Annotated in this window: 22 protein-coding genes and 1 rRNA gene; 12 read left to right on the top strand and 11 right to left on the bottom strand. The window is 34.7% G+C overall.

Annotated features, from left to right (window positions below; genetic code table 11):
- The 5 genes from EOJ36_RS06165 to EOJ36_RS06180 all read right to left on the bottom strand — a co-directional run.
- Positions 1-62: ribosomal RNA gene (locus tag EOJ36_RS06165) — 16S ribosomal RNA — on the bottom strand; the annotation flags it as partial.
- A gap of 102 nt (positions 63-164) precedes the next feature.
- Entirely contained in the window at positions 165-311 is a 147-nt protein-coding gene (locus tag EOJ36_RS11965; protein WP_164847859.1) for a hypothetical protein, read from the bottom strand.
- Positions 312-344: 33 nt separating this feature from the next.
- Entirely contained in the window at positions 345-1,628 is a 1,284-nt protein-coding gene (gene tyrS / locus EOJ36_RS06170; protein ID WP_127804403.1) for a tyrosine--tRNA ligase, read from the bottom strand.
- 37 nt (positions 1,629-1,665) lie between these two features.
- Positions 1,666-2,907: an S-adenosylmethionine:tRNA ribosyltransferase-isomerase gene (locus EOJ36_RS06175; protein ID WP_127803453.1), complete on the bottom strand. Its 1,242-nt coding sequence runs from the start codon at positions 2,905-2,907 to the stop codon at positions 1,666-1,668.
- Positions 2,904-3,410, bottom strand: a complete 507-nt coding sequence (locus EOJ36_RS06180; RefSeq protein WP_127803455.1) for an SdpI family protein — start codon at positions 3,408-3,410, stop codon at positions 2,904-2,906. The genes EOJ36_RS06175 and EOJ36_RS06180 overlap by 4 nt, the downstream gene beginning before the upstream one ends.
- Positions 3,411-3,529: 119 nt before the next feature.
- Between EOJ36_RS06180 and EOJ36_RS06185 the strand changes: the two genes are divergently transcribed.
- Together EOJ36_RS06185 and EOJ36_RS06190 are read left to right on the top strand one after the other, a co-directional pair.
- On the top strand, positions 3,530-4,081 hold the full coding sequence (locus tag EOJ36_RS06185; protein WP_127803457.1) for a cob(I)yrinic acid a,c-diamide adenosyltransferase: 552 nt from the start codon (positions 3,530-3,532) through the stop codon (positions 4,079-4,081).
- A gap of 14 nt (positions 4,082-4,095) precedes the next feature.
- Complete coding sequence (locus tag EOJ36_RS06190) at positions 4,096-5,148, top strand: branched-chain amino acid aminotransferase (protein WP_127803459.1); 1,053 nt, start codon at positions 4,096-4,098, stop codon at positions 5,146-5,148.
- On the opposite strand, the gene EOJ36_RS06195 is transcribed toward EOJ36_RS06190, so the two are convergent.
- Positions 5,145-5,726, bottom strand: coding sequence for a hypothetical protein (locus EOJ36_RS06195; RefSeq protein ID WP_127803461.1), 582 nt, complete (start codon positions 5,724-5,726; stop codon positions 5,145-5,147). The genes EOJ36_RS06190 and EOJ36_RS06195 overlap by 4 nt on opposite strands.
- A 255-nt stretch (positions 5,727-5,981) precedes the next feature.
- On the opposite strand from EOJ36_RS06195, the gene EOJ36_RS06200 reads away from it, so the two are divergent.
- Entirely contained in the window at positions 5,982-7,193 is a 1,212-nt protein-coding gene (locus EOJ36_RS06200; RefSeq protein WP_127803463.1) for a DNA recombination protein RmuC, read from the top strand.
- On the opposite strand, the gene EOJ36_RS06205 is transcribed toward EOJ36_RS06200, so the two are convergent.
- The 3 genes from EOJ36_RS06205 to EOJ36_RS06215 are packed head-to-tail and all read right to left on the bottom strand — an operon-like array spanning position 7,190 to position 11,427.
- Positions 7,190-7,399: an alkylphosphonate utilization protein gene (locus tag EOJ36_RS06205; protein WP_127803465.1), complete on the bottom strand. Its 210-nt coding sequence runs from the start codon at positions 7,397-7,399 to the stop codon at positions 7,190-7,192. The genes EOJ36_RS06200 and EOJ36_RS06205 overlap by 4 nt on opposite strands.
- On the bottom strand, positions 7,390-9,261 hold the full coding sequence (locus EOJ36_RS06210) for a YgiQ family radical SAM protein (protein WP_127803467.1): 1,872 nt from the start codon (positions 9,259-9,261) through the stop codon (positions 7,390-7,392). Before EOJ36_RS06210 ends, EOJ36_RS06205 begins: the two co-directional genes overlap by 10 nt.
- A gap of 30 nt (positions 9,262-9,291) precedes the next feature.
- Complete coding sequence (locus tag EOJ36_RS06215; RefSeq protein WP_127803469.1) at positions 9,292-11,427, bottom strand: S9 family peptidase; 2,136 nt, start codon at positions 11,425-11,427, stop codon at positions 9,292-9,294.
- Between the two features lie 170 nt (positions 11,428-11,597).
- On the opposite strand from EOJ36_RS06215, the gene EOJ36_RS06220 reads away from it, so the two are divergent.
- Genes EOJ36_RS06220 through EOJ36_RS06250 form a run of 7 tightly spaced genes read left to right on the top strand, consistent with a single transcriptional unit; the run spans position 11,598 to position 18,445 of the window.
- Entirely contained in the window at positions 11,598-12,467 is an 870-nt protein-coding gene (locus EOJ36_RS06220) for an EboA domain-containing protein (RefSeq protein ID WP_127803471.1), read from the top strand.
- Positions 12,451-13,455, top strand: a complete 1,005-nt coding sequence (locus EOJ36_RS06225; RefSeq protein ID WP_127803473.1) for a TatD family hydrolase — start codon at positions 12,451-12,453, stop codon at positions 13,453-13,455. The genes EOJ36_RS06220 and EOJ36_RS06225 overlap by 17 nt, the downstream gene beginning before the upstream one ends.
- Positions 13,455-14,339: a UbiA-like protein EboC gene (gene eboC / locus EOJ36_RS06230; RefSeq protein ID WP_127803475.1), complete on the top strand. Its 885-nt coding sequence runs from the start codon at positions 13,455-13,457 to the stop codon at positions 14,337-14,339. The genes EOJ36_RS06225 and eboC overlap by 1 nt, the downstream gene beginning before the upstream one ends.
- 1 nt (position 14,340) lies before the next feature.
- The gene (locus tag EOJ36_RS06235) at positions 14,341-15,495 is read left to right on the top strand and encodes a 3-dehydroquinate synthase (RefSeq protein ID WP_127803477.1); all 1,155 of its coding nucleotides are present in this window, start codon (positions 14,341-14,343) and stop codon (positions 15,493-15,495) included.
- On the top strand, positions 15,495-16,652 hold the full coding sequence (eboE, locus tag EOJ36_RS06240; RefSeq protein WP_127803479.1) for a metabolite traffic protein EboE: 1,158 nt from the start codon (positions 15,495-15,497) through the stop codon (positions 16,650-16,652). The genes EOJ36_RS06235 and eboE overlap by 1 nt, the downstream gene beginning before the upstream one ends.
- Positions 16,653-16,654: 2 nt before the next feature.
- Positions 16,655-18,019, top strand: a complete 1,365-nt coding sequence (locus EOJ36_RS06245) for an alkaline phosphatase family protein (RefSeq protein ID WP_127803481.1) — start codon at positions 16,655-16,657, stop codon at positions 18,017-18,019.
- A gap of 57 nt (positions 18,020-18,076) precedes the next feature.
- Positions 18,077-18,445 carry a hypothetical protein gene (locus EOJ36_RS06250; protein ID WP_127803483.1) on the top strand — a complete coding sequence of 123 codons (369 nt, stop codon included), beginning with the start codon at positions 18,077-18,079 and terminating at the stop codon, positions 18,443-18,445.
- 15 nt (positions 18,446-18,460) lie between these two features.
- Here EOJ36_RS06250 and EOJ36_RS06255 read toward each other — a convergent pair whose 3' ends face one another.
- On the bottom strand, positions 18,461-18,946 hold the full coding sequence (locus EOJ36_RS06255) for a hypothetical protein (RefSeq protein WP_127803485.1): 486 nt from the start codon (positions 18,944-18,946) through the stop codon (positions 18,461-18,463).
- A gap of 187 nt (positions 18,947-19,133) precedes the next feature.
- Between EOJ36_RS06255 and EOJ36_RS06260 the strand changes: the two genes are divergently transcribed.
- Positions 19,134-20,348 carry a parallel beta-helix domain-containing protein gene (locus EOJ36_RS06260; RefSeq protein ID WP_127803487.1) on the top strand — a complete coding sequence of 405 codons (1,215 nt, stop codon included), beginning with the start codon at positions 19,134-19,136 and terminating at the stop codon, positions 20,346-20,348.
- Between the two features lie 126 nt (positions 20,349-20,474).
- Positions 20,475-21,512, top strand: coding sequence for an SO2930 family diheme c-type cytochrome (locus tag EOJ36_RS06265; RefSeq protein WP_127803489.1), 1,038 nt, complete (start codon positions 20,475-20,477; stop codon positions 21,510-21,512).
- A gap of 86 nt (positions 21,513-21,598) precedes the next feature.
- Here the strand turns inward: EOJ36_RS06265 and EOJ36_RS06270 are convergent, their stop codons facing one another.
- A complete protein-coding gene (locus tag EOJ36_RS06270; protein WP_127803491.1) occupies positions 21,599-24,934 on the bottom strand; it encodes a TonB-dependent receptor in 3,336 nt (1,111 codons plus the stop codon).
- Positions 24,935-25,141 lie beyond the last annotated feature (207 nt).

Here is a 25,141-nt window from a genome sequence, read left to right on the forward strand (position 1 = left end):
ACTTGCATGTATTAGGCCTGCCGCTAGCGTTCATCCTGAGCCAGGATCAAACTCTCCATTGTAAATAATCTTACGGATTCATTTGACTTGCTCTTATAATTAAAATAAGAATTGTCTATCCAATCTTTTTTTAGAATGCTACAATTAAATCTTACCCTCTTCGTTTACATCCAAAGAGTAAAATCGTCTACTTCTATCAACACTTCAAAGAACGTTTTAAAATCGGGACAAAATCCTTCTTTTAATTGCACCGAACTCTTTTGTTCAGTGGTTGGGAGTGCAAAGATGCAAGGTTTATTTCTTTTGTCCAAATTTATACCAAAGAAATTTTTAATTTTTTTTATCTATTTAAATAGCAATAAATAGTTTTTCTGCTTTCCATTGCCCACCAAAACATACTTCCCTCTAATCTTATCAATTGATTTCCAGTCAGTTTGAGGATCTGTAACTTTAACCTTATTTACACTAAGTGCATTCCCTTGAATAGCCTTTCTTGCATCCCCCTTTGAAGAAAAAATTATATTTTTTGTTCCAACAGATACCAAATCGGTTAAATTATTACATTCCAATAGATCTTCACTCGCTACTTCCAATACCGGTAATTGCGCCAACAATTCCTCCGAAGCATTTGCCAATAGTTCAACTGCATCTTTTGAAAATAACAATCCACTCGCCTCATTTACCAATGCCGTAATAGCTGCACCATGTACGCGAGTGGTCACCTCCTCTGCAATGGCCTTTTGCAAAATACGTAAATGCGGAGCGTCTGCATGCTCTTTTTCCATCGCCTCTATATCTTGTTTCGAAAACAAGGTAAAAACACGAATTAAACGAGCACAATCTGCATCTGCTGCATTTAACCAAAATTGGTAAAACTGATAAGGACTAGTTTTGGAGGCGTCCAACCAAACATTTCCGCTCTCCGACTTCCCAAATTTTGAACCATCAGCCTTGGTTACCAAAGGTGTTGTCAAAGCATAGGCCCTATCATCATTATCTTCTTCAGTTTTTCGACGAATGATTTCAGTACCCGTTGTAATATTCCCCCATTGATCAGACCCTCCCATTTGCAAACGTACATTCTTGGTTTTGTACAAATGGTAAAAATCATAACCTTGTAGTAGTTGATAAGAAAATTCCGTAAAAGACAGTCCGGTTTCTAACCTTTTTTGAACAGAGTCTTTCGACATCATGTAATTAACTGTCAAAAACTTACCTGCCTCCCGCAAGAACCCTAAAAAGGAAAACTCTTTAAACCAATCATAATTATTAACTACTTCAGCAGAAGTGGCTCCACATTCAAAATCTAAAAACTTTTCCAATTGAGCTTTGATACCAATTTGATTTTCACGCAAGGTCTCTTCTGATAAAAAATCACGCTCTGCACTTTTACCAGATGGATCCCCAATCATTCCCGTTGCTCCACCCACCAAAGCGATTGGTTTATGGCCAGCCAGTTGAAAGTGTTTCAACAACATAATCGCCGCCAAATTTCCAATATGTAAACTTGGCGCTGTTGGGTCAAAACCAATATAGGCTGTTGTTAATTCTTTTTGCAAATGTTCTTCCAAACCTGGAATCATATCATGCAACATTCCTCTCCAACGTAATTCTTCAATAAAATTCAATGACATTTCGTAAAATTTTAATCAATGGGATGCAAAATTAAGTAAATTTTGGCATATTTTGATTAAACAATAAAGAGGAATCTCCGTAACTCAAAAATCGATAATTTTCGTCTAATGCATTTTGATAAATATCCTTCCAATGGGAACCTACCAATGCAGAAACTAATACAAGTAACGTAGACTTAGGTTGATGAAAATTAGTTACTAAGGCATCGCAAAATCTAAATTGATAGCCTGGCATGATCAAAAGTTCTGTTTCTACAACCCAATTTCCCATTCCTTTTAGCTGTAGATAATTTAAAATATTTTCAAGTGATTGTTGACAACTTATTTGTTCTTGCTCTTGATAAGCAAATTCCTTAGAAATCAATACAGGAAATTCCACTGAATTATTTTCTTGTAAAAGGTAAACTCCCGACCAATAAAGACTTTCTAATGCCCTCAAGGCCGTGGTGCCTACAGGAATAAATTTCCCCTGATGTGCTAGTAAGTTTTTAATAAATTCTGCAGAAACTATAATTTGTTCCCTATGCATTGGATGTTTTGAAACATTTTCCTCTTTTACTGGCAAAAAAGTTCCAGCACCAACATGCAGCGTTAAATATTGCTTATTTACATTTTTTTGATTCAAATTCTGAAATGTTTTTTCAGAAAAATGCAAAGAGGCAGTTGGTGCAGCAACCGCCCCAATGGCCTTTGAAAATATTGTTTGGTACCTTGTTTGGTCCTCAATAGTAGAATCCCTTTGCATATAAGGAGGCAATGGAGTATTTCCAATTTGCTCCAAAATCACTTCCATTGTAAATTTCCCTTCCCAACTAATTTCAACCCAATTCATTTCCCTGTCGACCCACGAAAATTTAACAGCATTTTTTTGACCACCAACTAAAATTTCTTTTTGCAAAACCTCAGCTAACTTCCACCTTTTTTTATTACCGACCATCACTTCCCAAATCATGGAACTTTCCGTCATCTCTAAAACTTCTGTCAAGTTTTGATGAACATTTGGTCGCAACAAAAATAGCTCAATATGAGCTCCGGAAGATTTTTGGACAAAAATACGTGCAGGAATTACCTTTGTATCATTAAAAATCATCATCGAATTTTCAGGTATAAAATCGGCTAAATCTGAAAAATTCTTGTGTACAATTTGCTGATTTTGAAACACTAATAAGCGCGATGAGTCTCTTTGAGCTAGTGGATTTTGGGCAATTTGTTCATCAGGAAGAGGATAATCATACTCATTTATCCATACCTCTGGCATTAAAATCTTTTTCATTTTTCCTTAAAATCAGCACTCAAAACTAATCGAAAGGGAAAATATAAAATCCATGCCGCTATTAACAAATAACCAACCCAAGGAAGATAAGAATAGTCGGCATCAAAAGTTCTTTCATCATTTAATAATAAAAGAATTCGAAGAGCTAATAACAAAAAGGTATTGATTCCAGCTGCCAAAAAATGAACCCAATTGCAAAGTACCTTTTGAATTAATTCGCCACCCTTGGATTGAAAAATGGTAAAAATTTTCTCAAAAACAGCGACTGGAACTTTTTGAATATTTTTGATTAATAGTAAAATTAATACATTGATAAAGGTTACCAAGGCAGCCAATAAGTAAAAAATTTCCTCCTTTGGCAAAAAACCATCTCCTCTTCCCGATTCCCCAAAATGTACTGCAGTTGGATCTGGTAAACCACGATAAGTAAACAATAAAGTTATGCCAAAGGCAATTATCGAAGCCACTCTCCAAAATCTTGAAACAAAATGATCTATTGACATATCTCTGAAAATTCTTGCAAAATTATAACAGAACTCGCAATTGAACTAATGATTTATGAAAAATTGAATTGGAATTTAAGTCGTAAAATTTTAGATTTGTAATTACAGCTTTAATTTTAATGAAGATTTACACTAAAAATGGAGACCAGGGTTATACTCAGCTAGCAGATGGCACGGGTTTACATAAGGCTGAAAGTAGAATTCAGGCTATTGGTGAAATTGATGAATTAAATTGCCATTTGGGATTAATTGCCTGTAATTTACCCAAAAACATTGAACAGTCGATTGCGGAAATTCAGAAAAGTCTTTTTGCCTTAGGAGCTCACATTTCATCTAATTCACCTGAATTATTAGGGAACATGAAATTAGTTTCTTTACATGACATTGTTTATTTGGAGGAGGAAATTGATCAAATTGAATCAAAATTAAGTCCTTTGAAGAATTTTATTTTGCCTGGTGGAAACGAATTAATTGCGCAAACTCAAATTGCAAGAGCCGTCTGCCGAAGAGCAGAAAGAACATTAATTCACTGGGTAATCACCGAGGAAAAAGAAGATTACCAAACGGCAATTGCCTACCTAAATAGATTATCTGATTACCTTTTTATAGTATGCCGATATTTACATAAGGAATTAAATGTACCTGAAATTCCTTGGAAATCTGGCAAATAGACCCCTAAAAATTTATGCAAATTGATATAAATAAAATCTCGAATTCGAGAATTGCTGAAGTAGATTTTAACCAATTAGGTTTTGGAAAAGTATTTGCTGACCACATGTTGGTAGCAGAATATGCAGATGGAAAGTGGCAAAAAGCTACTATCCAACCTTATGGCCCATTAAGTTTTCAACCTGCCATGATGTCGCTTCATTATGGCCAAGCCATTTTTGAAGGAATGAAAGCCTATCGCTCAGATGCAGGTGATATTTTGGTTTTTAGACCTGAAGAAAACTGGAAAAGATTTAATAAATCGGCTGCAAGAATGTGCATGCCTGAGGTTCCTGAAGATATTTTCTTAGGTGGATTAAAAGAATTACTTAAACTTGATAAAAATTGGGTACCATCTCAAGATGGGTGCTCCTTATACATTCGTCCATTTATGTTTGCAACGGATGAATACGTAGGGGTAACTCCTTCAAGTACCTATAAATTTATCATTTTCAATTGTCCAGTAGGATCTTACTATGCGAAACCACTGCGTGTAAAAATTGAAACAGAATACATTCGCGCAGCTAAAGGAGGAGTAGGATTTGCCAAAAATGCTGGTAATTACGGAGGTTCTTTATTCCCAACTCAATTGGCAAACAAAGAAGGATATGACCAAATCATTTGGACAGACGCTGCAACACATACCTATGTAGAGGAAGCTGGAACCATGAACTTAATGTTCATAATCGACGGTGCGCTTGTAACAGCTCCTACAGGTGATACGATTTTAGATGGTGTAACTAGAAAAAGTGTACTTCAAGTGGCCAAAGATTGGGGAATGGATGTACAAGAAAGGCTTTTATCTGTTGAGGAACTGGTAAAAGGCATTGAATCAGGAAAAGTTCAAGAGGCATTTGGTGCTGGTACCGCTGCAGTTATAGCCCCTATTCAAACGATTGGCTACAATGGAAAGGATTATGATTTACCAGAAAGAAAACCCGATGGTTTTTCTGCTAAGGTTTACCAAGAAATTAACGATATTCGTTTAGGTAAAAAAACAGATACCAGAAATTGGATTTGGAAGGCTTAAGGCTTTTCAATAAATTCTAACTTTAAACCTGGATCTTTTGCAGTACTCATGTCTGTAAATTTGATTCGGGTTTTTTGATTTTTATCCCAAATAAATTCAGAATCTTTTTGCTCAAATGAACCATATTGATTTGTAAGAAAACGAGCCACTTCTTCTTTAATTTTTTTTACCTCACTAGGCTCCTCTAAATACACATCAAAAATAATCTGATTCAATTTACCCGATTGACCTAAATAGGAAATATCTACAAAATTAAGGTCTGTATCATCAAAATAAAGGGAATAAGAAATCCCGTTTTCCGGCTGAGATTCTGATTTCTCTAAATTTTCAGAAATTTTATCGATAGAATCTCCCCAATTTTTGTCGCGAATAATTCCAACAAATGAACCTAAAATTTTCTGACTAGTAGGTGAAAGTTCATCCCAAGCATCTTTTATTTTTTGATCAGTAGGACTTAATTTAATTTCAGTAGCAGAATCCACCTTTTCAGAGCTACTTGAACAACTCATTAAATAGATACTTAAAAAAGCAAAAATGCCTATTTTTAGAATAATTAATTGCTTTTTAGGAGATTTCATAGGCGATGATTAGTAGAGAAAAAATATTTTCATGAAATTACAATAAAATTATAGGGTACTTGATAATTTTTATAAAATAAGTTGTAATTTTGTATCAGAAATTTAGAGCAGTTAACTGCCAAAAGATATTTAAGATTATTAGTGGTTAGGTATTTTAAAAATGAGCCGGTCTTTGACTGGCTTTTTTTTGTCACTGGATTTTTTTCACTTGCTTCCTTTCTAATCAATTTCTACACATATTTGTAAAAAAATGCTATGGAAATCGCTTTATTTATCGCTGGAACACTAATTGGTATTGGTTTAACTTATTTCCTTTTTCAAGGACAATTGAAAAAATATTCACAATTAGAATCTGAGAATTTGTCATTAAACCAAGCAAATGCTTTCTTAAAAGGTAAAATGGAAGAGGTTCAAAAATCCTTAGAAGAACAAAAAAATAATGAGTCAAATTTGCGCAAAATGATGAGCGATATTTCAAATGAAACCATTTTGCGACAAGGCAAAATTTTACACTCTCAACAAGAACAGCGATTAACAGAAGTATTGACTCCTTTAAAAGAAAAATTAAAGGATTTTGAAAAGAAAGTGGACGATAGTCAAAACGAGGCAACCAAACAAAACATTCAACTATTTGAACAAATAAAGAGTTTAACCCAACTTAACCAAACTGTTACCCAAAAAACAGAGGATTTAACAAATGCCTTAAAAGGTTCAAATAAAATTCAAGGAAATTGGGGAGAAGTAATCTTGGAAAGGGTCTTAGAAAGCTCTGGCTTGGTCAAAGATAGGGAATATAAAACGCAATTTGTTACTAAGAATCAGCAAGAAGATACCATCAAACCTGATGCGGTGATATTTTTACCCGACGAAAAAAACATTATTATCGACAGCAAAGTATCTTTAAAAGCTTATGAAGAGTACCATTCGGCGGAAGATGGTTCAGAGCAAAAAGCCCTTGCCTTAAAAGCCCACATGGAATCTTTAAAAAATCATATTAAATTATTGTCATCCAAAGATTACCACTCTGGATTAGATTTAAACTCACCTGATTTCACTTTATTATTTATTCCGATTGAATCAGGATTTGCTTTAACCATGAGCCAAGACAACTCTTTGTTTCAATTTGCTTGGGAAAGAAAAATTGTTTTGGTTTCACCTTCTACCCTTTTGGCTACCTTACGAACGATTGCCTCTGTTTGGAAAATTGAAAATCAAACCAGAAATGCTATTGAAATTGCCCAAAAAGCTGGCGATTTATACGATAAATTTGTGGGATTTACTGAGGACATGCAAGATATAGGAAAGCATCTCCAAAAAGCAGAAGATGCTCACCAAAAAGCCTTTTCAAAACTTCAATTTGGAAAAGGTAACTTAATTTCCCGAATGGAAAATTTAAAGAAAATGGGTATCAATGCGAATAAAAAGTTAGATATTAGCCATGATACAAATGAGGAGAATGAAAACTAAGACTTTTTCAGAAAACAAGTTTTCAAAACCATTACAGATTTTTCTACCTTTCCTTCTACCTCTTCCTCATCGTCTGTTAAACGTATATTTTTCACAACTGTTCCTCTTTTGATTACACCAGAAGAACCACGTACTTTTAAATCTTTAATTACTACTACAGAATCTCCTTCATTTAATAAATTACCATTACTATCTCTTACTTCCATTTTTTAAAATTTTGATTGTTATTTTTATTAAAACCTAATAATCTTTGAGCCAAATCACCACGATTCATTTGATTTAATCGCTTGCGAATCCAGTCCTTATATTCTGCTTTGTACCAAAAGAAATATTTATTTTGGTTTAATTTTTCTTCTCTAGTTTTAGCGGTTTTAACTGGCTGTAAAGTATATGGATGCACTCCAGAATAATAAATCACCTCAGCTACCGTCATAGGTGTTGGGGTAAAATCTTGTACTTGCTCCAATTGAAAGCCTAAATCCTTGGTTTCTGCTGCTAAATTGGCCATATCCTCTTCTTCACAACCTGGGTGCGAAGAAATAAAGTAAGGAATCAAAGGTTGACGCAATTGGAACTTGGCAGAAATCTGATCGTATTTTTCCTTAAACTTTTTGAAATATTTGAAAGATGGCTTTCGCATAATTCGCAAGGTATTATCTGATGTATGCTCAGGTGCCACCTTTAATCGACCAGAAACATGTCGAGTGATTAATTGTTCCATATATACATCATGATTCTTGTCTTGATTATTTTTATTAAAATCATCTACCAACAAATCATATCGAATACCAGAACCCACAAAAGCCTTTTTGATTTTCGGATGGGCATCTACCTTTTTATATATCTCTGTTATCGGGGTATGATTTGTATCTAAATTAGAACAAATTACTGGATGAATACAGCTTGGACTTACGCATTTTGCACAAATAGACTCATCTTTCCCTTTCATTTTATACATATTTGCAGAGGGTCCACCGAGGTCAGAAATATAGCCCTTAAAATCGTCTTGCTGGGTGATAAAATCAACTTCTTTCATGATTGACTTTTCACTTCTTGAAGCTATAAATTTACCTTGATGAGCTGAAATAGTGCAAAAACTACAACCCCCAAAACATCCTCTGTGCATATTAACAGAGAATTTTATCATTTCAAAAGCCGGAATGGGTCCACGCTTTTTATACTTTGGATGAGGTAAACGAGTATAAGGAAGGTCAAATGATTTGTCCATTTCTTGTTCAGTCATGGTCACAAAAGGTGGATTAATCACCAAAGTTCTCTCACCTATTTTTTGCAAAATTCGATCTGCTTGCCATTTATTAGATTCTACTTCTACGACCTTAAAATTGGCGGCGTATTTAATTTTATCTTCTAAACATTCTTCATGGCTCGCCAATTCAACTGTTTCAGTTTCAGTCCAATCTGGCAATTTATCTTCTTTATTTTGAATGAATGCAACTTGTTTAATCTGGTGTAAATCCTTGAAACTTTTACCCGCTTTTAATTCTTGAATAATTGAACGAAGGGGTTGTTCACCCATACCATACACCAACAAATCTGCTTTTGAATCCTCTAAAATGGATGGAAATAATTTATCTGCCCAATAATCATAGTGGGTAACTCGACGCAAAGAAGCTTCTATTCCACCAATCATTACTGGGACATCAGGATATAGCTCTTTTAAAATTTTGGAATAGACAACAGTTGCATAATCTGGTCTAAAACCAGCCTCTCCACCTGGAGTATAAGAATCATTTGAGCGAAGGCGCTTGTTAGCAGTATAATGGTTAACCATGGAATCCATGCAACCAGCAGTAACGCCAAAAAAATATTTAGGCGTGCCTAACTTTTTAAAATCTCGTAAATCGTCCTGCCAATTGGGTTGGGCAACAATACCTACTTTAAAACCTTCACTTTCTATAATTCGGCCGATTACAGCTGTACCAAAGGATGGATGATCTACATAGGCGTCACCTGAAATCAAAATTACGTCCAATTGTTCCCATCCCCTTTTTTCAACTTCTTTTTTGGTTAAGGGCAACCAATCGGTTATCGGACGTTCTGCATTCATCTTGCAAAATTAGGTAAATGCTTGCACATTTTACTTCATCAACTGATTTTTTAAAAATTCTGCAGTTGCCTCCAGTACTGTAATTGAGTTTTGATGTTTAGCCCAATGGTGATTGTCATCTACAATAACCATAGATTCCATTTTAACCTTTTTCTTTTCCAAACGTTTCATTAAATCAATAGTTTGTTGAAAATTGACGTTTCTGTCATCATCTCCATGAATAAACAAAACGGGTGAAGTCCATGAGCTGGTGTAAGAAATTGGAGAGGCCTTAGAAATTAAATTAGCGGCCCACTCTGCATCGGGTGCTTTTTTATTTTCATCTCCAAACAATTGCATTTGAGAATAGCCCAACCAGTCGTGCACACCGTGAATATCAACACCTGCTGCAAACAATTTTGAATCTTTACCTAATCCCATGGCGGTTAAATACCCTCCATAAGAACCACCCCACAAACCAATTTTTTTAGGATTTACGTTTGGCTGCTTTGCCAGCCACTCGCCAGCGGCTTTCACATCCCAGTATTCAGGAGCAACTAAGAAATTTGCTGGATGCTGAAAACTAAATCCATACCCAATTCCTAAACGATAATTTACCGACAATACCACAAATCCTTCCTGAGCTAAATATTGATTTAAAGCGTAAGCATTTGAATAATAATCAGAATAATGCCAGCCTAACAACATTTGTCGAGATGGTCCACCGTGTACGAAAACGACAGCTGGTTTATTTGTTTTTCCGTCTCCATTGTCAAATACTTGTCCATAAATAGTTAAACCATCTAAGGATTTAAATTCTACTGAAGTTGGTGTTACCAAGGCCTTTTCAGGAAATTTTGTTGGATAAAGATTTGCTGTTAATGATGAACCAGCTTGATTTCCATTTTTCAAATACACTTGAGGGCCTTTTTGGGCAGTGGATCCTAAATAGGCATACGTATCGCTTCCTGCTAAACTCTTTGCCGACCATTCATTCCCAGCACCACTTGTCACAAAAGACATATTTGCTTTATCTACAGAAACCTTACCTATGTGACGTCTGTGGTAATCTAATGGATCATTCCCAAAGTTGCCATCGAACAAAATACTTTTTGCGTCAGCGCTCAATGATAAATGCTCAACCATAAAATTTCCTGGTGTTAATAGAGTTGCTTGGCCACCTTTAGTAGAAATTGAATAAATATGTGGCCAACCATCGTGGTAACTTGTAAAAGTCAACAATTGTTTGTTGGGGAACATCAAATTTGCATGCCCATCTGTTGGTGGTAAAGTGCCAGCTTGAGTATTTGGAGAACTCCACAAAGTGGTTGACAATTTATCTTTTAAATTAGAAATTTGAATACTCCAAAGGTTGGGTTTTCTTTGGGATAGCGAATCCACAGCACCACCAGAAGCTGCAGTCCTTATAAATGCAATTTGTGAGCCATCGGGCGACCAGCGTGGGCTAGAATCTTTGTAAAATCCTGGCGCAACCCAATTGATAATTTCAGAATCCAATTCCTTCCCTAAGTTGGTGTGGCCTACAAACGAATATGTACCACGATTTACTGTAAAGGCCAATTGATTTTTCACGGGTGACCATTGCAAATCACTTACTTTTCCACGGGTTGAAACTAATTGTCGAGGTATTTCTAAAAAATCATCACCCTTTACTGTATCTAAATGGCATACCCAAGGTTGGTCGTCTTTAATAAACGCAATAACCTCTCCATCTGAAGAAATTTTCGGAAAGTCGCCTTCTGAAATTACACGCAAAGGACCACCTGCAAATAACATTTGACAAACTCTAACTTTAGAAGGAATTTGTGAAGAAGAAGGATTGCTAGCTTTGGATACATCCCAATTACCTCCATGCTCTCCACCTAAAGTAAATACAACCCATTTACCATCAGAACTGATAGAAATAGAAGTGATTTCTTGTCCGTTATCTGCATCAAAATTGGTCAATTTTCTCAATTTAAATGAAGGAGCTTCACCCACATAAACATTTCGACTGCCTTCTTCATTAATAGCTAAGGCAATCTTATCACCTTGTAAAGAAGTCACCATTTCATTCGGGAATGCGTAAGATTTCACGTCTGCAATAGTGAATTTTTGAGAATAAATTTTCGAAAAAGTAGAAATTAGGATAATTAATGATAAAAATAACTTTGAGGAGTATCTCATAAAATAAATGAATTAATATAGAACAAACACGTAAATGGTAAAGCTTTAGAAAGTTACTATTTATTTCGAGCAAATACTTATTGAAATAAAGCTGATTTTCATCAATTTCATAAAATTTTACAAAATAAATTCCATTTTTGAGTATTTTCGTATAAAAGTAAACCTAAGCTTTGAAAAAATCCGCCGAACTTACAAAAATTTTACAAGCAAATTTATCAGATGTAAATTTGCAATGGATAAATTCCAAAAAAAAAGGAGAAGCCAAAGACTTGGCATTAGCCTTTGTTTTAGCTGGTCGAAAAATTGAATCAAAAGAAATTAGTGTTTTTGATTTTTTACAAACTATTGATCCTAATTGGAATTTGGAGACTTGTAATGCAATTTCATTAGTTAGAGCCTATTTCCTAGTTCTTTTAGAAGAAAATTATGAAAAAGAAATTTTTCAAAAATGGATAAATGAATTATTTGAAACGGCTGAAATCAATGAATCCATTGCTTTAATACAATTTTTATCTCTTTCTTCTTACCCAGATATAGTAATTTCAAGGGCAAAAGATGCGGTTAGAAGCAATATTGGAAGCATTTTTGATGCAATTGCCTTCAACAACCCGTTTCCTTTTAATTATTTTGAGGAAGCTGCATGGAACCAACTGATTTTAAAATGCATTTTTAATGACAAACCCATTCACCAAATAATTGGTTTAAATGAACGTCGAAATATAGCCTTAGCAGAGACATTGTCTGATTTCGCGCACGAACGATGGGCAGCACACAGAAGAGTACCTTCCCAAGTTTGGCGATTAGTCATTCCATTTATCAATGATGAGATTGCCAAAGACATTGAAAGGTTATTCCTATCGGAAGATGAAAAAGACCAATTGGCAGCGAGTTTGGTTTGTTTGGAATCTGAATCTGCTTATTTGAAAGGGCTTATTGAACAAAATAGTTCAAAAATTAAAAAATTTGAGGGATTTAATTGGTCCCATTTAGAAGTAAACGAACCTATATATACTGGACAAGAAGATGTGTCAAAATCATAAAAACCCTTCTCATTTTGAAGGAACCGAAATTGAAAAAAGTGTTGACCTAACACCGGTAAATTACCAGTCCTACATTCAAGGAATGAAATTCTTTGATCCGCATATACACATGACCTCTCGCACAACGGACGATTACGAAGCCTTGGCAGATGCAGGAATTGTTGCAATTATTGAACCAGCCTTTTGGTTGGGACAACCAAGAACAGGATTGGCATCATTTAAAGATTATTTTTCCAGTTTGGTAGGTTGGGAAAGATTTCGTTCTTCTCAATTTGGCATTAAACATTATTGTACTATTGGATTAAATTCAAGAGAAGCAAATAATGAAGCCTTGGCTGAGGAGGTAATGGAAATTTTACCCCTATATCTTCAAAAAGAAGGTGTGGTTGGAGTAGGTGAAATTGGTTTTGATGACCAAACAGCATTGGAAGAAAAATATTACCGGGCACAAATTGAATTAGCAAAAGAATTTGAATTGCCTGTTCAAGTTCATACACCTCACCGCGACAAGAAAAAAGGAACAGAGAGAAGTATGGCCATCGCTTTGGAGCATGGTATTGATCCAAAAATGGTCATCATCGACCATAACAATGAAGAAACTGTAAAATCTGTTTTAGATCAAGGATTTTATGCGGCATTCACTATTTATCCTTTTACCAAAATGGGAAATGAGCGAATGGTAGAAATTGTAAAACAATATGGTTCAGAGCGAATTATGGTAAATTCCGCTGCAGATTGGGGCATTTCTGATCCAATGGCCATCCCGAAAACAGCAGCACTGATGAAAATTCATGGAATTTCTGAGCAAGATATTCAAAAAGTAACCTATCAAAATGCTTTAGATGCTTTTGCACAAAGTGGACAAATAAAGGAGGCTGATTTTATTGATGGATTACAAATTGACCAAAGTCAAAAGTTCAATGGAAACACCGTATTAAGGGGAGGTCAGTCACCTAGAATTGATAAATCGTCCATTTTTATTAGATAATGAGTAAAATCAGAGCTTTTTTAGAACTTTGTAGGCCAGCAAATGTTGTTACTGCATTAAGTGATATTATAGCAGGGATGTCAATCGTTGGATTCACCTTTGGAAGTATCAATTACCAATTCTTACCTGTACTTTTTTTAGGTATTAGTAGTATGTGTTTATATGCCGGAGGAGTGGTAATGAATGATGTTTTTGATTTCAAATTAGATCAAATAGAAAGGCCTGAGAGGGCGCTACCCTCTGGTAGATTGCAGATGAAGGAAGCCATTTTGGGGGGAATTATTTTGTTTTGCTTAGGAATTGGACTTGCATTTTCACAGAGTATTTTTTCAGGAATATTATCCATCGTTTTGGTTGCATTCATACTTTTATATGATTCTTGGGCAAAAAATTATTTAATAGCTGGACCTGTCATAATGGGACTTTGTCGCTCTTTAAATTTAGGCCTTGGAATGTCCGTTTACGAATTAGATTTCTTTGAGCACGTTGAATTAACCCTATTACCTCTTTTATATATTTTTGCCATCACACTTATTAGTAAAGGAGAGGTTCATGGAAGTAAAAAATGGCCCATGGCACTTGCTTTCGCATTTTATTTATTCATTCAAATTGGTCAATTACATTATTCCTTATTGCATGACAAATTATGGATTACCTTACCTTTTGTATTAATTCATGCCTATTTTTTGTATCCACCTTTATACAAAGCCTTTCAAAATCCGATTGGGCCAAACATTGGTAATGCAGTAAAATCAGGGGTTTTGTCTCTTATTATCATGAATGCAGGATGGACAAGTATAGGAAAACAATGGTTTGTCGCTATTTTTGTATTTAGCCTATTAGGTTTGTCAAAATATTTGGCAAAGAAATTTGCAGTTACTTAGAATGAATAGACTTTCGCTTACACAAGAATTTTCAGTTCCATATAAATACGAAGTATTTTTTACAGAAAACCTCTTTGAAAAAGAAAACACACTTTTCAAAGATTTTATTGTAAATTTTGGCAATAAAGACTATCAAAAAAAGGTCTTATTTGTGGTTGATGAATTCGTTGCAAAAAGTCATAAAAATCTAACTTCACAAATTGTAGCCTATTTTAACCACGAAAATTTTGCAGAATTAATGCCTGAAATATTAGTGTTAGAAGGAGGCGAAAACTGCAAAAATGATCCAAGATATTATGAAGAGGTCATTCGTGCAATTAACGAACATGGTATTGACCGACACTCTTTTGTGGCATGTATTGGTGGTGGCGCCTTGCTGGACATGGTTGGCTATGCAGCGGGAATTTCACATCGAGGCGTTAAATTAATACGAATTCCAACCACGGTACTTTCACAAAATGATTCGGGAGTTGGGGTAAAAAATGCAGTCAATTATTTAGGTAAAAAGAACTTTTTAGGCACATTTGCTCCTCCAGTTGCTGTTTTTAACGACATGCAATTTTTAGAAAGTTTAGGTGAGCGCGATTTAAGGGGAGGTTTGGCGGAAGCTATTAAAGTTGCTCTAATCAAAGATATTGAATTCTTTAAATGGATTATTGCTCATATTGAAGAATTAATTGCTGGCAACAAAAGGGTAATGCAAGAGCAAATTTTCAGATGTGCGCAGCTTCACCTGCAACATATTGCCAGTGGCGACCCATTTGAAACCGGTTCTGCCAGGCCTTTGGATTTTGGACATTGGGCGGCCCATAAATTAGAATATTTAAGTGATTTTCAAATCAGACATGGAGAGGCAGTTGCTATTGGAATATGCCTAGATACACTTTACTCCTATTTAAAAGGTTATATTTCTCAAAAAGAAGCAGAAGGTGTCGTTTATTTGTTCCAAGATTTAGGATTTGCAACTTTTCACTCGGCACTTGCTGAAAATGATAAGATAAATTTATTCAACGGTTTAAATGAATTTAGAGAACACCTGGGAGGTCAATTAACTATTACATTGTTAGAAAAAATTGGCAAGGGTTTTGAAGTACATGAAATCGACTTTGATTTGATGAAAAAAGCTGTAGATTTACTTGAAGAACTATCACAATAATGTATACGCAATTCGGCTTATTAGGGTACTGTAGCAACATCCATCCTGGAGAAATTTGGGAAGAACATTTTCAAGAATTACAAAATAACGTTCCTAAAATCAAGGAATTGGTTTCACCCAAGCAATCATTTGGATTGGGATTAAGAATTGCCAATTTAGCTTCCATTGAGCTTTTTGAGAATCCACTAAAACTTCAAGAGTTAAAAAACTGGCTTCAAAAAGAAGACGTTTTTGTATATACTTTAAATGGATTTCCATTTGGAGGATTCCACAAGGAAATTGTAAAAGACCAGGTTCATACACCTGATTGGACTACTTTTGAGCGCTTGGAATACTCAAAGCGACTGGCTCAAATTTTAGTTCAAATTTTGCCTGAAACTTTACAAACAGCAGGACTTTCAACCTCACCCCTATCTTATAAATTTTGGTGGAATGCAGATTCAATTCAAAGTGCTTTTGAAAAGTCTAACAAACATATTTTAGATTTAGTTGATTTTTTAGTCGATTTAAAAAGTAAAACAGGAAAATCTATTCATTTGGATATTGAACCTGAACCTGATGGATTATTGGGAAATCATCAGGAATTTGTGAAATGGTTTGAAAAATTAGTAGAGAGTAATCCAGAAAAAGAGCTTCAAATTAGAGAACATATTCAAATCTGCTTCGATGTTTGTCATTATGCAGTGTCGTTTGATTCTATTGAAGATTCTTTGAAGGAACTAAAAGAAAAAGGAATTGGTATCGGAAAAATTCAAATTAGCTCGGCACTTCGAGTAGATTTGGGTGAACAAAAAGATGAGAAATTAGTGGCCCTAAAAGCATATGAAGAGCCCATATATCTGCATCAAGTTCGAGCAAAAAATTCAAGTGATAAAATCATTGAATTTGGAGATCTCTCAGAGGCATTAATTCCTTTGAAAGAAGATTTTAAAGAAGCAAGAATACATTTTCATATTCCGATCTTTTTAGACAATTTTGGTTTAATTGATTCAACTCAAGAGGAAATTAGAAAAAGTATTCAATTACAAAAGTTACATGCCTATACAGAGCAATTAGAAATTGAAACGTATACTTGGGGAGTTTTGCCTAAAGAATTGCAAAAACCTATGGAAGAAAGTATTGCTCGAGAGATCGATTGGGTTCTGAAACAATTATAAAAATGAAAAAAACGGCTGTTATTGATATTGTAGGTTTGAGCCAAAGCGTCATTGGAGCACACACTCCATTTATTCAATCATATATTGAGAAACATTATATACAAAGAATCAAACCGTCTTTACCGGCTGTAACTACTACTGCACAAAGCAATTACCTAACTGGGGTTTATCCTGAAACACATGGAATTGTAGGCAATGGGTGGTATGACCAACAAGATGCTGAGGTTAAGTTTTGGAAGCAATCGAATCAATTAGTAGAAGCGGATAAAATTTGGGATAAAGCCAAAGAGGTAAATCCAGAATTTACCTGTGCCAAAATGTTTTGGTGGTACAATATGTATTCTAATGCAGATTATTCAGTTACACCAAGGCCACAATATCACGCAGATGGAGTGAAAGCACCAGATTGTTATTCACAACCCGCCAGTTTACGAGATGAATTGCAAGAAGTCTTAGGAACGTTTCCCCTTTTCAATTTCTGGGGACCAAATGCAAATATAAAATCTACCCAATGGATAGCAGATGCCTCCATTTATGTAGACAAAAAATATAATCCAACGCTCAATTTAATTTACCTTCCACATCTCGATTATTGTTTACAGAAATTTGGAAACGATTTTACTAAAATTTCAAAAGAACTAGGTGAAATTGACGAGGTGGTAAAGCAATTAGTTGAACATTTTGAATCGGCAGGTGCAGAAATTATTTTGCTTTCAGAATACGGAATTAATCCTGTGAATCAACCTGTCCATGTGAATAGGTATTTAAGAGAACATGGCCATATTGCTATTCGAGAGGAACAAGGATTAGAATTATTAGATGCTGGAGCTTCAGAAGCATTTTCCGCATCTGACCATCAAATTGCTCACATTTATATCAAAGATAAATCGAAGATTGAGCAAATCCGATATGAATTGGAAGACTTACCTGGGATAAAATTGATTTTAGACAAAGAAGAGCAAAAAGAATACCACTTAGCCAACAAACGATCAGGAGATTTGGTTTTAGTGGCGAACGACAATGCTTGGTTTACCTATTATTATTGGTTGGACGACCAAAAAGCCCCTGATTTTGCACGCTTGGTTGATATTCATAAAAAGCCAGGATATGACCCAGTTGAGATGTTTATGGACCCCAAAAATCCATTCATCAAATTAAAAGCAGCCTATAAATTGGCCAGAAAATTGGCTGGATTCAGGTATTTAATGAATGTAATTCCATTGAATGCAAATTTAATTAAAGGCTCACACGGTAGTCCGTTTGTTGAAAAACAATTTTATCCGATATTTGTTTCGTCTAATGCCGAGCATAAAGAATTGGAACCGCATGAAGTTTATGAACGCATTTTTAGAACTTTAGAACTTTAGAACTTTAGAACTTAAGTTCTATGCACTAATTATATATATACTTTAAACTTAATAAAAATGAAAACCCTTAAAAAAACCTTTTATGTACTAGCTACTTTATTAGCAGTCAATTTCGCTTCGAATGCCCAAGGCTTCAGTCCTGAGCAAATGGTTCAACAACGCATGGCGCGTATGGAATCTGAATTAAAACTGAGCAAGGAACAATCCAACAAAATTTTCCCATTGGTAGAGGCAAGTGTGACCAAAATGATGGAAATGCGTGAAAATGGTATGGACATGGAAAAGATGCGTGAAGCCATGAAATCTAGCAATCAAGCTATGATGGACAGTCTTAAAACCATTTTAACTGAGGAGCAAATGAAGAAATACCAAGAGATGCAGGAAAGAATGCGTCAAGGTGGATTTGGACAAAGACCTCAAAACTAATTTATTTCCTTGGGTCTAATCCAAATCGTCATCACCTAATGATGAAAAAATATAATTTTCGTCATTGAAAAAATGTTGACAAGAACAATGGGTTGGACCCAAAGGACAATTCTCTACATCCTGTTCACAAAAATCTAAATGCAGGAATCCAAATTGCAAAATGTTGACACGCATACCCAGTGTCGAAACAATTAATTTATATTTTTTATCGGTTGGAAATGACTTTGGAATATCTAAAATGATATTCCAGGAATAAAGACATTTTTCAAACGCATTATTGATGACTTTCATTTGCGATTCGGAAAGCAAATTAGATTCAGGAAACCACTCATTGCCGATACCAATCAATTCAAAAATGAACATATTTTTATAATTGCAGGTATAAGTCTCAATGTCGTCTATGTAATCTTCAAATGAAGTAAATGATTGTCGGATATTTTGTTTTCCTAATCGCTGGGCGGCTTTTAGGTCATCTGTAAGGTGTTTGATGTAGTTTTCCATAGTGGTATGAATTGTTAATTGTTAATTGTTAATTGTTAATGGTTAATGGTTAATTGTTGAATAAATTTATTTTTAAAAAAAATTAAAACAAAGGCTTCCAACCACATTATCAGGTTTATGATTTTTTATATAAATAATGTGATAATTTGGCAAAATTTGAATAGTTTAGAGATTCAAATTTGAAAGAATGAAATCGGTAATACTAATCTTATGTAGTTTTGGGATATGGGGAATTTCAACTAATTCCTTTGGACAATCGGCAGAGGAAAAAAAGCTTCAAACGCTCTTTTTAGTAGCAGAAGATAATACAATCATCAACCTACCTGAAGGTAATTTTCAATTAAGCAAAACACTAAGTTTAGAGGGAAAGAAAAACATCATCATCCGTGGGAAGGGAATGGATAAAACGATCTTAAATTTCTTTGGCCAAACATCTGGCGCCGAAGGGATTAAAATCAGTAATTCTGAAAATATAATCTTAGAAAATTTCACTGCTCAAAATGCAAAGGGGGATTTAATAAAAACAACGGAGGTTAAAGGAATTACATTCAAAAATATAAAGGCTGAATGGACAGGAGGACCCAAATCTACCAATGGAAGCTATGCACTTTACCCTGTACTTTGTGAAAATGTCATCATAGATAGCTGTGTAGCCATTGGGGCATCTGATGCAGGAATTTATGTAGGGCAATCGAAACACATACAAGTTAAAAACTCAGAAGCTTACCAAAATGTTGCAGGAATAGAAATTGAGAATTCTTTGTATGCTGAGGTTTACAACAACAAAGCATACGAAAACACAGGTGGAATTTTGGTTTTTGATTTACCCGATTTAGTACAAAAGAAAGGTGGACATGTTATGGTCCACGATAACCTAGTTGAAAACAATAATTTAGACAATTTTGCCCCAAAGGGAAACATTGTTGGGAATGTGCCAAAGGGGACTGGTGTTTTAGTTTTGGCTACTAATAATGTAGAAATTTTCAATAATAAAATTAGAAATCATAAAACCTTTGGCGCTGGAATTATAAGCTATTACATGACTGAAATACCCATACACGACAAAGCATACGACCCCTATCCTGCTGGTATTTCAATTCATGATAACCAATTTATCAGAAAACCTGGCAGAGTGCCTTTTAAAGGTCGATTTGGCAAATTATACCGATTATTACTCAAGGTGGGTAAAAATCCACCTATGATTATAATTGATGGCATCAAGGACCCCAAAAAATTAAATACAAACGGTGAGTTTTATCCTGAAAATAAAATTTGTATCAGCAACAATACGCCACAAAGTTTTATGATTTTGGATGCTGAACATAATTTCAAAGGCAAAGTTTGGAATGACCCTGCCTATATTTGTGATTTGATTAGTACTAAAAAAGTAGATATAAAGTGAGCAAGTTAGCTAATGAGCCAGTTAGCTAGTGAGCTAGTGAGCCAGTGAGCAAGTGGGCAAGTTGAATCTCACGCTTAGCTTTGCTAAGTGTGGACTATGAAAAAATCGGATTGATTTTAATATATAATGGAAAAAATAAAGAAAATAATAATTTTAGAATTACTTATTTGTATAATTATTTTCTTAAACACCAATTCACAAAAAGGTATTCCCGAAAAACTTTCATCTTATAATTTTTTTCTTGGTGATTTGAAAAACTTACAACCTAACCAAAGAATTATACCCTATGAATTAAACAGCTCATTATTCACGGATTATGCCTCGAAACTTAGATTTATCAAACTTCCAGAAGGTAAAACCATACCTTACAATTCAACAGAGGTTTTAAATTTTCCGGAAGGTACAATTCTAATTAAAAATTTCTATTATCCATTCGATGAACGAAAACCAGAAATGGGTCGAAGAATTATCGAAACCAGGTTATTGATTCATCAATCAACAGGTTGGAAAGCCTACCCCTATATTTGGAATGAGGAGCAAACAGATGCCATATTAGAAATAACAGGTGAAACCATTCCTGTTTCTTATGTCAATCTAAATGGCAAAAAGGTAAATATCAATTACGAAGTCCCAAATATCAATCAATGCAAAGGATGCCATGAAGTAGCAGGAAAAATGAGTCCCATTGGGCCTTCTGCGCGACAATTGAATAAGGAAACGATTATTGATGGGTACCATCAAAATCAATTGACGAAATGGAAAGAATTAGGGATTTTACAAATTGGAAAAGATGAATTAAAAAATGCTCCTCAATTAGTTGATTATTTAGACGAATCGAAAAGCTTAAGTGAACGAACAAATGCCTATTTAGACATTAATTGTGCCCATTGCCATAACGAGAAAGGTCCCGCTAAAAACTCCGGATTATTTTTAAATTGGAACAATTTGAATGTATCAAGCTATGGACATTTAAAAAGCCCAGTTGCTGCAGGTCGTGGTTCGGGCAATCTTAAATATGACATAGTCCCAGGCAAACCTCTTGAAAGTATTCTATTCTACCGAATGAATTCTACTGACCCTGGAATTATGATGCCTGAAATGGGAAGAACCATGGTGCATAAGGAGGGGGTGGAATTGATAAGGAGGTGGATAAGGGGGTTATGAATTGTTAATTGTTAATTGTTAATTGTTAATTATAACCAAAAAAGGCTTCGATTTCTCGAAGCCTTTTTTGGTATAGCAATTTTCAATTAGTTGAAGATATATCTCAAACCAAATTGTGCTTGCCATCTAGAACCTAAACCAAAGTTTCTTTGGAAGGTCTCAGCCATTGGAGTAGTTCCTGAACGGAATGGGAATTGGAATACTGGACGACCAGTAGTTGCATCATTTCCTGTATAGTTCAAAATTGCTGTCTTAACAGCTGATTGGCTTAAGCCCCAATTTGGAGAAACATAATTACCAAAGTTAAAAATATCCAATGTTAATTGAATTGTATTTCTTTTTCCAGCAACTTTAACATAAAAATCTTGAATGATTTTAAAGTCAAAGTTTGCTTGCCAAGGCAATTCAGCACCATTTCTTTCAGCATATTGTCCACGACGTGTACTTAAATATGGATCCTGAGAGATAAATTTATCTAAATCTGCCCATTGCTGCGCTTTTGTATAACCTGTTAAATCCTTCAATAAAATATCTGATTCATTTCTAGGAACAAACATTAAATCATTCGAAGTTTGGTTATCCCCATTCATATCGCCAGAGTAAACATAAGAATAACGTCCTGCAGGAGCTACAGAATAAGTAAATCCAAAAGTCGTACTAGCTTTTTCGTTCAAATAATTGATTTTATAAGAGCCGTATGCATTAATTCTATGACTTTGTAAGTAAGATGAATAAGATGCTACATTTTCATTTGGATCACCTGATACAACACGATCTCTCCATTGAGATTGTGCAATTGAACCACCGTCGTTCACAGAACGAGAATCAGAATTTGTATAGGCTAAACTTGCGAATAATCCATTTTCAAATGATTTTGAAACTGTGGCTGTGAAAGCGTATGAATAACCTAGATTGGTATTCTTAATTAAGATGGCATCAGAAATGTTTGGAGAAGTAACCGTGTTACCAGTAGCTGGTGCATTTACACCTTTTGTGCCACCATAAATTTGGTTGTTTTTAGTAGAAACAGTAGGAATACCATTTGCAAAAGTGTACCAAATTGGACGATTATCAGTTCCAACTGCCTTACCCATTGCATTTGGTAAATTTATGTTTTCTAAATAAACCGCATTAATATCTTTCGTATATATTCCTTCTAATCCAACAATCCAACCTTCACCCAATTGTTTATCAATTGCTAAATTTGAACGGAAAATTTGAGGGAATTTGAAATTAGGATCAGTAATTGCTAAATTATAAGAAGTATTTTCTTTTAAAGATGTAGGTCTATAAGCATTTACATCAGGATTAAATGGACGCTTTGCTAGCGTAGCAGCATCTGTAATGGTTTCCGAACCAAATAATACACCATTATTTGATAATTGGTTTGATAACCAAACATAAGGAACACGGCCTGAGAAGATACCTAAACCACCACGAATTTGTGTAGTTTTATCATCTTTTACATCCCAATTAAATCCGAAACGAGGTGACCATAAGATATTAAAATCAGGGAATTTATTTGTTGACTCAATTCTTGCACCATCGCGGAATGTTAAACTAGAAACGTTTGTATTATTATACTTTACCTCCTGAGAAACAGGGAATGAAGTACCATCTGCACGCAAACCAAAAGTTAATTTCAATCCTTTAGCAACTGAAATTTCATCTTGACCATAAAGAGACAGAGTATTTCCTTTCATTTCAGCAAATGGAAATTCTGGGTACATTGAATATTGTTGTTGATATCTAACAGGTAAAACTGTTGCATCTCCAGAAGCATTTTTAATAAAATCATCAATTGATTTAAAATGGAATAAACCATAGTAATTAGGAGCAAAACCATTACTGAATGAATTTGTTTCATAAGCAGCACCAATTGTCCAAACGTTCTTTCCTTTATAAATTGTTAAATTGTCAGAGATTTGAAAAATATCTGAATTCAAAATATTATTTGCAGAAAAAGGTTCATAACCAAAAGTTGTTAATTGTGTCAAATCCCCATTACCTATATCCACAGTTGGAAATGGAGTGTTATTCACTGGAGATTGACGGAAGTCACGCATTTGTGTATAACCTACAGTTAAGTTATTTGCTACAGAAGAAGAGAACGTAGAGTTCAATTCAGCAATGTATGAATCTAAGTTATTGTTGATTCTGTACATAATTCCTTGGAAAGGTAATACCAAGGTTGAAGGAGAACGACCATTCGTCAAGGAACCTGAATTTGATGGAGAAATATCGGAATAAGAACGAAGGTAGTTATACTTGAAGTTGAACTTGTGCTTATCTGAAATATTCCAGTCTAAACGCAAATTGATTTTAGAAGAATATTTCTCCTTGTTATAATTTTGATATGCTCCTGGATCATAGTTGTATTTTGTAACCAAGAAATCCTTTAAACGATCTAAATCAGCTGCCACGGCTCTAGATTCAGAAGCAGTAGCTGCAGTTGCAGCAGATGCTCTTGCAGTATAGTTTGAACCAGGATTTGTTTCATTTTCTTGTTCAAATGAACCAAATACAAATAATTTATTTTTGATGATAGCTCCACCTACACGGCCACCAAATTGTCCTCGGTTGAACTTACCATATTGATTTACTACATCACCAATTCTATTACCTACCAAACCTTCGTTTGTTCCAAAGTTATAAACTGAACCAGTCCAATTATTTGAACCAGATTTAGTAACTACGTTGATATTTGCACCCGTTGCCATCCCCTGACGAACGTCGTAAGGAGCAATTAATACCTGGAATTGATCTATTGCATCTACCGAAATCGGAGAAGCACCTGCTTGAGAACCAATTGTTGACTGCAAACCAAATGCATTATTGAAATAAGCTCCATCAATTGTAATATTGTTGAAAGAGGCATTTCTACCAGCAAAGTTCAAACCGTTTGCACGTGGATCTAAACGAGCAAAATCACCTAATGAACGGTTCAAAGTAGGTAATGTTGTGATTTGAGAGTTACCAACGGTAGTAGCAGCACCTGTACGTCCTGAGTTAATCACAGAACTACGAGAAGCAACAACTTTAACTTCTTCTAATTGGGCTTGGTTAACTTCTAATTTGAAATTTTGACGTAACTCCTGAGCTAAAGTCAATACAATTCCTGTCTGAACTGCATCCTTGTAACCCACGAAAGTTACTGATACTTTGTATGGACCACCCACACGCATGTTAACGATGTTAAAACGTCCATCTGCACGTGTTGAAGCACCATAACGTGAACCAGTTGGCTCGTGAATGGCAATAACGGTGGCACCTGGAAGGCCCTCACCTTTTTCGTCCAATACAACACCCGCAATAGCAGAAGTTGTGGATCCTTGAGCAAATAAATGCCCTGCGGGAAGTATTGCGAATAAAGCAAAAATTGCCCCTAACAATACCGATTTAATAGTAAATCTTTTTTGCATAAATTTGAAATTTAGTAATAAAAAGAGTTTTAGTTTGAAAATGCAAATTAACTTCAAAATCCTAAAATTTCCAAAAGATAAATAGACACATACCTCTTCAACTAATTGACTAATAGAATAAAACAAATAATTAATTTGATTAAATAGTTTTTAAAGCATGATTTTGTGCAATTTTTAAGCAATTCTTAACAATAAATTAATTTTTAA

Origin of the sequence: Sandaracinomonas limnophila, from assembly GCF_004005965.1 — a bacterium.
Classification (GTDB): domain Bacteria; phylum Bacteroidota; class Bacteroidia; order Cytophagales; family Spirosomataceae; genus Sandaracinomonas; species Sandaracinomonas limnophila.

Bases quoted from the DNA above. Each gene is read 5' to 3' on its own strand.
- EOJ36_RS06175 (WP_127803453.1), bottom strand. From the start codon at position 2,907: ATGAAAAAGATTTTAATGCCAGAGGTATGGATAAATGAGTATGATTAT.
- EOJ36_RS06180 (WP_127803455.1), bottom strand. From the start codon at position 3,410: ATGTCAATAGATCATTTTGTTTCAAGATTTTGGAGAGTGGCTTCGATA.
- EOJ36_RS06185 (WP_127803457.1), top strand. From the start codon at position 3,530: ATGAAGATTTACACTAAAAATGGAGACCAGGGTTATACTCAGCTAGCA.
- EOJ36_RS06190 (WP_127803459.1), top strand. From the start codon at position 4,096: ATGCAAATTGATATAAATAAAATCTCGAATTCGAGAATTGCTGAAGTA.
- EOJ36_RS06195 (WP_127803461.1), bottom strand. From the start codon at position 5,726: ATGAAATCTCCTAAAAAGCAATTAATTATTCTAAAAATAGGCATTTTT.
- EOJ36_RS06200 (WP_127803463.1), top strand. From the start codon at position 5,982: ATGGAAATCGCTTTATTTATCGCTGGAACACTAATTGGTATTGGTTTA.
- EOJ36_RS06205 (WP_127803465.1), bottom strand. From the start codon at position 7,399: ATGGAAGTAAGAGATAGTAATGGTAATTTATTAAATGAAGGAGATTCT.
- EOJ36_RS06210 (WP_127803467.1), bottom strand. From the start codon at position 9,261: ATGAATGCAGAACGTCCGATAACCGATTGGTTGCCCTTAACCAAAAAA.
- EOJ36_RS06215 (WP_127803469.1), bottom strand. From the start codon at position 11,427: ATGAGATACTCCTCAAAGTTATTTTTATCATTAATTATCCTAATTTCT.
- EOJ36_RS06225 (WP_127803473.1), top strand. From the start codon at position 12,451: ATGTGTCAAAATCATAAAAACCCTTCTCATTTTGAAGGAACCGAAATT.
- eboC (WP_127803475.1), top strand. From the start codon at position 13,455: ATGAGTAAAATCAGAGCTTTTTTAGAACTTTGTAGGCCAGCAAATGTT.
- EOJ36_RS06235 (WP_127803477.1), top strand. From the start codon at position 14,341: ATGAATAGACTTTCGCTTACACAAGAATTTTCAGTTCCATATAAATAC.
- eboE (WP_127803479.1), top strand. From the start codon at position 15,495: ATGTATACGCAATTCGGCTTATTAGGGTACTGTAGCAACATCCATCCT.
- EOJ36_RS06245 (WP_127803481.1), top strand. From the start codon at position 16,655: ATGAAAAAAACGGCTGTTATTGATATTGTAGGTTTGAGCCAAAGCGTC.
- EOJ36_RS06250 (WP_127803483.1), top strand. From the start codon at position 18,077: ATGAAAACCCTTAAAAAAACCTTTTATGTACTAGCTACTTTATTAGCA.
- EOJ36_RS06255 (WP_127803485.1), bottom strand. From the start codon at position 18,946: ATGGAAAACTACATCAAACACCTTACAGATGACCTAAAAGCCGCCCAG.
- EOJ36_RS06260 (WP_127803487.1), top strand. From the start codon at position 19,134: ATGAAATCGGTAATACTAATCTTATGTAGTTTTGGGATATGGGGAATT.
- EOJ36_RS06265 (WP_127803489.1), top strand. From the start codon at position 20,475: ATGGAAAAAATAAAGAAAATAATAATTTTAGAATTACTTATTTGTATA.
- EOJ36_RS06270 (WP_127803491.1), bottom strand. From the start codon at position 24,934: ATGCAAAAAAGATTTACTATTAAATCGGTATTGTTAGGGGCAATTTTT.